Genomic DNA, 7,744 nt, shown 5'->3' with positions numbered 1-7,744 from the left:
ACCACCGCGGCGATCACGCAGTACCGCGAATGGTCGTCCACCCCGGTGACGACCTTGCACTCGGTGCCATCGGCCAGCATGATCCCGCCGACGATATCCATCTGCCACAGCTGCATCGGTTCCGAGCGCTGCCAGCGCGTGTAGTCCTCACGCCGCCGACCCCGCGGGACGACCTGGACCAGGCCGTGCCGCACCAGCACCCGATGCACCGTGGCCCGCGAGGGCACCGGCTCCGGGCAGCCCCGCCGGGACAACTCCCACACCAGACGGCGAGCCCCCCACGAGGGATGATTACGCCGCAGCTCACAGATCAGCGCCTCCACCTCGGCAGGCGTCCGCGACGGCGAGGAGACCGGACGCGACGAGCGATCCGACAACCCGGCCAGGCCCTCATCGCGATACCGGCCCAGCCAGCGATGCACCGCCTGACGCGATACCCCGAACCGACCCGCCACCTCGGTGACACTCGCCCCGGACAGCACCTGCAGCACAGCCTGATACCGCTGCTCCACCACGCTCAACTCCACCAGCACTCGGCGAAGTGTCACGCACGTCCTGAGCACGATGTGTCACGCAGGTCCTGAGACCCGACAGACCGGCGCACGGGGCCGGATGAGAACTTTCTTTACGTCTTCAAGGGCGCCCGCTCCGCGGCCGCCGCCGGTCGGTCCGGGGCGGGCATGCGGCCTCTCCGGGCCGACCCCGCCCCGGCCGACCGGCACCGAGTAACGGAGGCCTTGGCCTAGACAAGTCCTCTAGAGCCGCTTGTAAAAATAGAACGCTGGCGGCTCAGCATCCGGCATGATCCAGTTCCTGCCAAGCAGGGGAGGAAGGGGCTGTCCGTTTTCGAGGACCGTGAAGCCGTGTCTTGAGTAGAATTTACGAAGCTGGTCGATTTCTAGGTCCTCGGTTACGCAGCCGAACCAAACTCGCACACCCCTCTTACGCAAGCGGCGGTCGAGTTGCTCGATCAATTTAGTGCCGATTCCGCATCTCCGATATTCCGGTGCGACGCACATAAGATCAAGTTCGCTGTGCTTATTGAGTGCACTGCGGTATGGATTCTCGCCGGAGAGCATTCCCATTTTTTCGGCGGTCAGATGTCCAACAGCAATCTGGGCACGAAGCGTCATGGCGGCACCAGCTAGTGCACCAGAAGCATCATCGATGTACTGCAAGATTATCGGCTTATATAGGTGATCGTCGCTAAGTTTTGGGATCGCGTTGTGAGGTAGATCAGAAAAGCAGGTTTCGAAAAGCTTTTGAGTGGCCTGCCGCCGAGACTCATCGTTGGCTTCAATAATCATGTCTGGATAGTAGCAGTATGGCGTACAGTTCTAGAACCTTTACTGGCTGAGCGAGCGCGAAGCGGGGGCCTCGCGGCCCCCAGCCCCCCGCGGGCCGGCGGACACGCCCGCGCGAAGCCCTCTGTCACACCGTCTCGCCGTTCGCGCGGGCGCGCCCTCCGGAACGGTATGCGCGCTAAGCGCGGCGCCGTTCCTCGAAAGCCTTGCGGAGCTTTTCGAGCTCTTTCACTCCTTGGTGAACCGTCTTCCTGCCCAGCAACGAGTAGCCAAGAAGTATCTCCAAATCAATAATATATCGCATGGGTTCGACCGGGCCAAATGGACCACTTGCCTCTACTGTGACTTCATAGACCTTTGGTAGGTCAGTTTTAAATAGCTCGAACCCTACATCAAAGAGGATCTCAATCCGCCGACCCGGCGGCAATGTTGGAATACCCTTCGTCAAAATATTTGCTTCCCGAAGAGGCGCCTCACGTCTGCTTTCGTAACTCGTCTCAAACGGCGGGTCAACCGAAAACTTAACATTGCGAGCGACGGTGGGGCCGATATTTTCAATCACGAGCAGCAGCACTTCCGTTGCCCATGACGCAGGCTGTATGTCTACAACGACATAGGGCTCATTCTGCTCTCGTTGTATCTGCTTCGCTAGCGCTAACTGGTCTCTTGATACAGCGACTTGCTCGTTGGCCGCGTCCGCTGAACGGACAGCGGAGGATGCGGAATCTGCTGCCGAATGGGCTTGGCTCGCCGCGTAAGCCGCAGCTACGATGGCAACAGCAGTCGATATGCCAGCGACTATTAGAGCCCAGAGCTCTACGCTCACGACTTCTCTCCAGGTTAATCAGACTTGGCCGAAATCTCCAAGATTCGTTGCCACCGACCTTGTATCTCATGCCCCGATGGGGAGGCCTAGCTCCTTGAGGTAGGTGATCCGGGCGATTATTGCGGCAGAAAAGTGCTTCCAGTCGAGACTCTCGACCAGTTCAACTGGCTGCGGCTGCGCCTCAGACGAGGTGATGTAGCAGACGGCATCGTACAGACCTTCTGCCATGAGACGTTCGCAAAAGAGTGCAAACCTTGTTTGATACGACCGCCCACGCCAGATCTCTTCAATAGGGGAGGCACCTTCCGCAACTCGCACCGGAGTGCGCGAACCGGGTGCATCTTCCATGATGAAGAAGTAGCCAAGCCAGGGCTTTTCGCCGGGGAAGAGGTCAGCGAGCGCCGCGCGTCGAAGGTCGACAGCGCTGCCTAGCGCCTCTTCCACTCGGTTGTTGTAGTTGTTGCCGAACGAGGGACCACCGAGCGCCTTGAGTTCGAAGGCCGCAACAAGCGTGTTCCTGTGGGAGACCACGAGATCCCATTGTTTCTGCGGGCGGTAGTAGCCGGGGAGTTCCAGGCCATGTTTCTTGGTGACGCGGATATCCTCGGGCGGATAGCCCGTTTCGAGGAAGAACTTAGCCAGAAGAGCGGCGATGTCATCGAAGTGTTTGCCGCCACGCACGGAGCCCGCAGTGCCCGTGCCGACAGCATCTTTGATCTTGGATAGTTCTCGCTGGGATTTTTTCGCGCCCCAATAAGCGGCAACCGCGTTTTCGAAGTCCTGTCGAGTGACTGCCAATGTGTTCCTTTAGTCGGGGAGTTCTGTGAGACCGTAGGCTCGCAGGGCCGCTTGTGTCGCCGCCTTGACGTCACGACGTTCGAACGCAGCCGCCAATGCTGTGCTGGTCTCTTCGTCGATATCCGCAGGGTCTGGGACGCGGATCTTGCGCAGATACTGGGCTTGGAACCGAAGAGTCCCCCCTCGCATCTTGACCGCGTACGCCGCCACGAACGCCTCGGCGACATTGGATAGAAGCAAGCCGCCAAGTACCCGCAAGTCCCAGACATCGGAAACGATGAAGTACAGGTTGTGATGAGGGTACAGCCCGCCCTCATCCAGCACAGGGTGTATGACCTGTTTCATGTCCGGAAGCAGAAGCTTAGGACGGATGTTCAGACGAGGGTCAACCTTGTCGATCGTCCTGTACCAGCGGCCCGGCTGCTTCACGGCAATGTGACGCTTTCGCAGCACCGTCCCATGCTGTGCGAAGTAGGCGCGCAGCCGAGGGTAGGCAGCCAGGTCGACGAGCCCCCCCGCCGCATCCCACGGATTGACCAGGTACATACCGCCCCAGTCCAGACGTCCGGATGTCGTATCACGGACCATGGCGAGCGGAAGCAGGCGGTCTTGCTCCACAAGGTCGGGTTGGTCAGTGATGAAAACTTTGTCCGCCCCTGTCGCAATGCCGATGCCGACACGCGTTCCCGTGGTCTCGTCCTCCAGGAGCCGGAACCTGTCGCTCAACTCTTCCAGCACGGCCAAGCGCGCGGGGGACGCGGCCGGCCAGGAGTCCTCGCCAGGGAACCAGTGCGGTAGGCGCGAAGCCTTGAACCCGGTAGAGGTGACAGCCTCCTGCGTAGGGTCAGCCGTCCATCTAAGAAAGGTCCGAGCCTCAGACTGTCCGAACTCCCGCGTGGTATCAGCAGCGATCGCGGGACCCTGTGCGCCGTTGCGAATGATCGTGATAGCAGGGTAGGCGGAGACCTGGTCGTGGAACGCGTCCACGTCATGCATCACAAGGACCAAGTCCATACTGTAGCGCTGTGTCACCATCTGCCGGAGGCGCCGACCATACTGATTGCGCATCCAGCGATCAGCGCAGATGAAGCCGAGCTTGCCGCCTGGCTTCAAGCTGCGAAGACCGACCTCATAGAACCCTACGTAGACATCGGCACGGCCGCCCATTGTTGGACAGGCGGACCGGTAGGCCATCATGCGCTCGTCCGGTACATCCTCAAGCCGGATATAGGGGGGATTGCCGACGACGAAGTCAGCGTCACCGGCATCGTGAGCCGTAAGAAGGTAGTCGCCCTGGCGCACCCAGCCTCGCACGACGGCATCAACCTCGCCGTGTTCCCAGCCGTCCGCTGTGAGCCGATCACGGACGAGCGTGAGTGACCGCTTCATGTTCTCGTCCAGTAGATCCAGGGCCCGAATCGACCGAGCCGCGTCCGACAGTGAGCGCCCGTGAGCCCGGCACGACTTGCTCAGCCGCTCAACGATCGGCCCCAGGAACGCGCCCTGCCCGCATGCCGGCTCGACCAGCCTGAGCCCAGCCAGATCACGGTCAGCCGTGTAGCCCACAAGGTCGAGGATCAGTTCGACGACCCAGCGGCGAGTGAAGACCTCGCCATGCCGCACTGCCTCCTGCAGCGCCACCGGCAGCGGAGGCTCATCGACGTCGAACAGCGCTTGAGTGACCACTGGCCAGACGATACCCCCAGCACACGAAGCCCGAGGTCACACCGTCACCTTGTGGATATCTCTTGGCGTAGCCGATAGAGCGTCGACCGAGGGGGCGCCGCGGACCCCCGATGGAGTGATCTTGCTGTGGATCAGTCGATACGGCGCCGCTTCATCAAGACGAGGAAGAATTCCTCGCCTGACTGGTCGGTCGTCTCTCGCACCATGCTGGCGACCTCCCAGCCGCCAGCGCCGTACTCGTTGAGATGTATGTCGCTGCCAAGCAACGACTTGCGAGAGAACTCCAGCCCTATGTACTCCCACTGCTCAGGTGGGTGCGTCATGCCGCGAACGTACGTCCCCGTCTCAGCTTGATCGAGAGAAGGCAAGTGAGCCGTCACGACAAGGTGACTCAGGACGGTCATGCGGGACAGGAACACTCAGGTGCCCGGTCAACCCCACATAGCCGCGTCTGAACGCCGTGCCGAATACGGGCCCAAGTTTGAAGATGCGGCGACGAATCTGCAGGTCAGGACGATTTGACGGTGGGACTGTAAATCCGCTGCCAGTCCCAGGCCGTTGGGATTCGTAAGAGGTCAGGCTCACGGACGTTGCGAACTCTGTCGCAGAGCGCTGCGATGATGCGTCGATGAGCACGTGGGGGACGGGGCCGTTTGATGAGGACACCGCCATGGATTTCTTTGATGAGCTGGAACTCTGTGTCCCCGAGCTGCGCGCCGAGCGCATGAAGGCGGCGATCCTATGTGTGTCGAGGGCGCCGGGCCGGATCGGCTTCGTTGAGGGAACACATGCGGTGGTGGCCGCTGCGCTGCTGGCGGGCATGGTGCCATGGCCAGAGAGCGAGCCCTGGACGGAGACGCTGCCCGGCACCCTGCTGGAAGAGCTGGCGGCCGACGCGGTAGTGGCGATCGAGCGAGCGCACTCGCCGGGTAGTGACCTGCACGCCAACCGGAGCGAGCTGGGTAGCTACAACCAGGTCTGGAAAGTTCTGGCGCCGGCCCTGCGGACGCTTCGTGCCGTCAACGAGCCGAGCCAGCGCCGACTGTTCTGACTGGAGTGATCCCGGAGGCCCTCGGTCTGGGCGTCAACCGCTGTACAGCAGCGAAGTACAGCAACAGCAGCACACAGAGACTTACGTGATCTTACGGCGGTACACGTCACGAGCTGGGCGGGGCGTGACGGACTAGGGGGCCGGTGGTTCGCATCGAGGTCGGATCGCGTGATCCTGCTAACGCGGGTGCTAACACCAGGTCTGGACGAGGATGGAACCCAAGGGCACTCGGGAGGGTGCCCAGCAGGTCAGCGGACGGGGCTGGACGGGTGTGGATCTTGCTCGTGAGACTCGTAATGAATCGGTCTGCAACTCAGCCCCACGATCACCACAGCGTGGTTGCGTGGTCGGGGGCGATCGCTGCCGCGCGGCTTCCGGTGCTCGGGCCGTGGCTGGCCCTGCGCTCCGGGTCCGCTTGCCCTCGGATGCCTCGGGTGCTGTCGCCGCCCCGATCAGGTTGAGGGCCCGCAGGTCAGCGCCTACGGTGGCGTGCAATTAGCGTGCAATTAGCGGGGGTGATCAAGGGGCAGTCACGGTCACTTGCGGTATGAACGGAGGCCAGGTCAATCGCCATGACGGCCCGGATCGGTTTGATTCCCAAGCTGACAGCGCGGGTTCGATTCCCGTCACCCGCTCCCAAGGTGAAGGCCCAGGCCAGTGACTCATCACTGACTCTGGGCCTCTTTCGTTCACCACCCACCGTGCCCGCTACGTGCCCGATCCCTTGGGCTTGCGCCGCTTCTTGTCCTTATTCTTCTTGCTCTTCTTGAGTTCCCGCGCGGCCATCTGCCGAGCGACGAGGCGATCTCCCGGTCACGATCCTGCCGCGCGTGAAGGTAGACCTGTGCGGCCCGCGTGGACGAGTGCCCCATGCGGTTCATCAGCTCAGCCAGCGACGCCCCCGACACGGCCGCGTAGGTGTTGCCCGTGTGGCGAAGGTCATGGACGTGGATCGCACCGACCTCCAGCTCTGCCTTCTCCAGCGCCCGAGCCCAGACCTCGGAGAAGTTGCTCCGCCGGAGCTGCCCACCCCGGACGCCGACGAACACAAATCCCTTGGGGCCGGGCTGGGCGTACTCGTCCAGGTGCTTGCGGCAGCTCGGGAGTGATCAGGTTGGGAAGGACGACCGTGCGCCGGCTGGCCTCCAGCTTGGGCGTTCCCTTCACCAGCGGTCCCAGCTCATAGACGGTTTCGTCCACCCGGACCGTCCCGGAGTCAAGGGGCGGCGGCGCTCAGGCCGCCGCGCGGCCCCGCGCCTGGCCGCCCGGAGCGTGCGGCGTGGGCGCCGGTCACCGGACGGCCGCGCCGGGCCTCGCACCCCGCCACGCCCGCCGGGCCCGTCTCGACCGCTCGCCGTAAGGGCTCGCCACCGCCCTGTCGATTAGATGCCGGAGCCCCTACACCCGTTCGCGACGAGCACCAGGGCGTGGCTGTGGTCGACGCCGTTGGACTCCTTAGGGACGGGAAGCTCCAGGCGGAAGCGGCTTGCGGGTGTCTTGAGGTAAATATGTGGCGCATGGGGACCTGGGGCAAGGGGCCATTTGACGAGGACAGCGCGATGGACTTCTTTGGTGACCTTGAGCTGTGTGATGCCGTGGTGCGCGCTGAACGTTTGAAGACGGCCATTCTGCGAGTGTCGAGGACTCAGGAGCACATTGGGTTCGCCGAGGGCACGGAGGCGGTGGTTGCGGCCTCACTGCTCGCGGGCATGATGCCGGGCACCGAGGATGAGCCGTGGGTGACGTCGTTGCCGACCGGCCTTCTGGCGGAGCTCGCTGCGGATGCTGTGGTCGCGGTGGAGCGAGCCCATTCACCCGGTAGCGATCTGTACGAGCAGTGGTACGAAGCGGGTGGATACGACCAGGTGTGGAGGCAACTGGCTCCTGTTCTCAGAACACTTCGCAACGTTGGGGAGCCCAAACAGGACGGTCTGTTCTGATCCAAGGTCTGAGCTGATGGCAGGGGGCGTGCCCGTTACGTGCCCGTTGGAGGGGACGCCCACGGGCACGAGCGGTCGCCAGCGGGGATGAGAGCACGCAGGGCAGGTCAGTGGTGGTGCTGGTGATCGTCGGTCCGGA

General features: G+C 62.7%; 9 protein-coding genes. 2 read left to right on the top strand and 7 right to left on the bottom strand.

Translation table 11 applies throughout. The features are described 5' to 3' along the window. From ACGFI1_RS31330 to ACGFI1_RS31305, 6 genes are all read right to left on the bottom strand, one after another. A partial coding sequence (locus ACGFI1_RS31330) for a helix-turn-helix domain-containing protein (RefSeq protein ID WP_392790609.1) occupies nucleotides 1-521 on the bottom strand: 521 nt, incomplete at its 3' end. A 234-nt stretch (nucleotides 522-755) separates the two neighbouring features. Next, a complete protein-coding gene (locus ACGFI1_RS31325; RefSeq protein WP_392790593.1) occupies nucleotides 756-1,307 on the bottom strand; it encodes a GNAT family N-acetyltransferase in 552 nt (183 codons plus the stop codon). Between the two features lie 175 nt (nucleotides 1,308-1,482). Beyond that, nucleotides 1,483-2,130: a hypothetical protein gene (locus ACGFI1_RS31320; protein WP_392790590.1), complete on the bottom strand. Its 648-nt coding sequence runs from the start codon at nucleotides 2,128-2,130 to the stop codon at nucleotides 1,483-1,485. Between the two features lie 66 nt (nucleotides 2,131-2,196). Further along, on the bottom strand, nucleotides 2,197-2,928 hold the full coding sequence (locus tag ACGFI1_RS31315; RefSeq protein WP_392790587.1) for a PaeR7I family type II restriction endonuclease: 732 nt from the start codon (nucleotides 2,926-2,928) through the stop codon (nucleotides 2,197-2,199). Nucleotides 2,929-2,937: 9 nt separating this feature from the next. Further along, on the bottom strand, nucleotides 2,938-4,614 hold the full coding sequence (locus ACGFI1_RS31310) for an Eco57I restriction-modification methylase domain-containing protein (RefSeq protein ID WP_392790585.1): 1,677 nt from the start codon (nucleotides 4,612-4,614) through the stop codon (nucleotides 2,938-2,940). Nucleotides 4,615-4,745: 131 nt separating this feature from the next. Beyond that, complete coding sequence (locus ACGFI1_RS31305; RefSeq protein WP_392790581.1) at nucleotides 4,746-4,937, bottom strand: hypothetical protein; 192 nt, start codon at nucleotides 4,935-4,937, stop codon at nucleotides 4,746-4,748. A 305-nt stretch (nucleotides 4,938-5,242) separates the two neighbouring features. On the opposite strand from ACGFI1_RS31305, the gene ACGFI1_RS31300 reads away from it, so the two are divergent. After that, nucleotides 5,243-5,665: a DUF4259 domain-containing protein gene (locus tag ACGFI1_RS31300; RefSeq protein ID WP_392790578.1), complete on the top strand. Its 423-nt coding sequence runs from the start codon at nucleotides 5,243-5,245 to the stop codon at nucleotides 5,663-5,665. Nucleotides 5,666-6,354: 689 nt separating this feature from the next. Here the strand turns inward: ACGFI1_RS31300 and ACGFI1_RS31295 are convergent. Then, complete coding sequence (locus ACGFI1_RS31295) at nucleotides 6,355-6,714, bottom strand: tyrosine-type recombinase/integrase (protein WP_392790575.1); 360 nt, start codon at nucleotides 6,712-6,714, stop codon at nucleotides 6,355-6,357. A 468-nt stretch (nucleotides 6,715-7,182) separates the two neighbouring features. Between ACGFI1_RS31295 and ACGFI1_RS31290 the strand changes: the two genes are divergently transcribed. Then, complete coding sequence (locus tag ACGFI1_RS31290) at nucleotides 7,183-7,605, top strand: DUF4259 domain-containing protein (RefSeq protein ID WP_392790572.1); 423 nt, start codon at nucleotides 7,183-7,185, stop codon at nucleotides 7,603-7,605. Nucleotides 7,606-7,744: the final 139 nt, after the last annotated feature.

This window comes from Actinomadura geliboluensis (genome assembly GCF_043197915.1).
Lineage (GTDB): Bacteria > Actinomycetota > Actinomycetes > Streptosporangiales > Streptosporangiaceae > Spirillospora > Spirillospora geliboluensis.
This window is presented reverse-complemented; position numbering and strand designations above follow the sequence as displayed.

Bases quoted from the DNA above. Each gene is read 5' to 3' on its own strand.
- ACGFI1_RS31325 (WP_392790593.1), bottom strand. From the start codon at position 1,307: ATGATTATTGAAGCCAACGATGAGTCTCGGCGGCAGGCCACTCAAAAG.
- ACGFI1_RS31305 (WP_392790581.1), bottom strand. From the start codon at position 4,937: ATGACGCACCCACCTGAGCAGTGGGAGTACATAGGGCTGGAGTTCTCT.
- ACGFI1_RS31300 (WP_392790578.1), top strand. From the start codon at position 5,243: ATGAGCACGTGGGGGACGGGGCCGTTTGATGAGGACACCGCCATGGAT.
- ACGFI1_RS31290 (WP_392790572.1), top strand. From the start codon at position 7,183: ATGGGGACCTGGGGCAAGGGGCCATTTGACGAGGACAGCGCGATGGAC.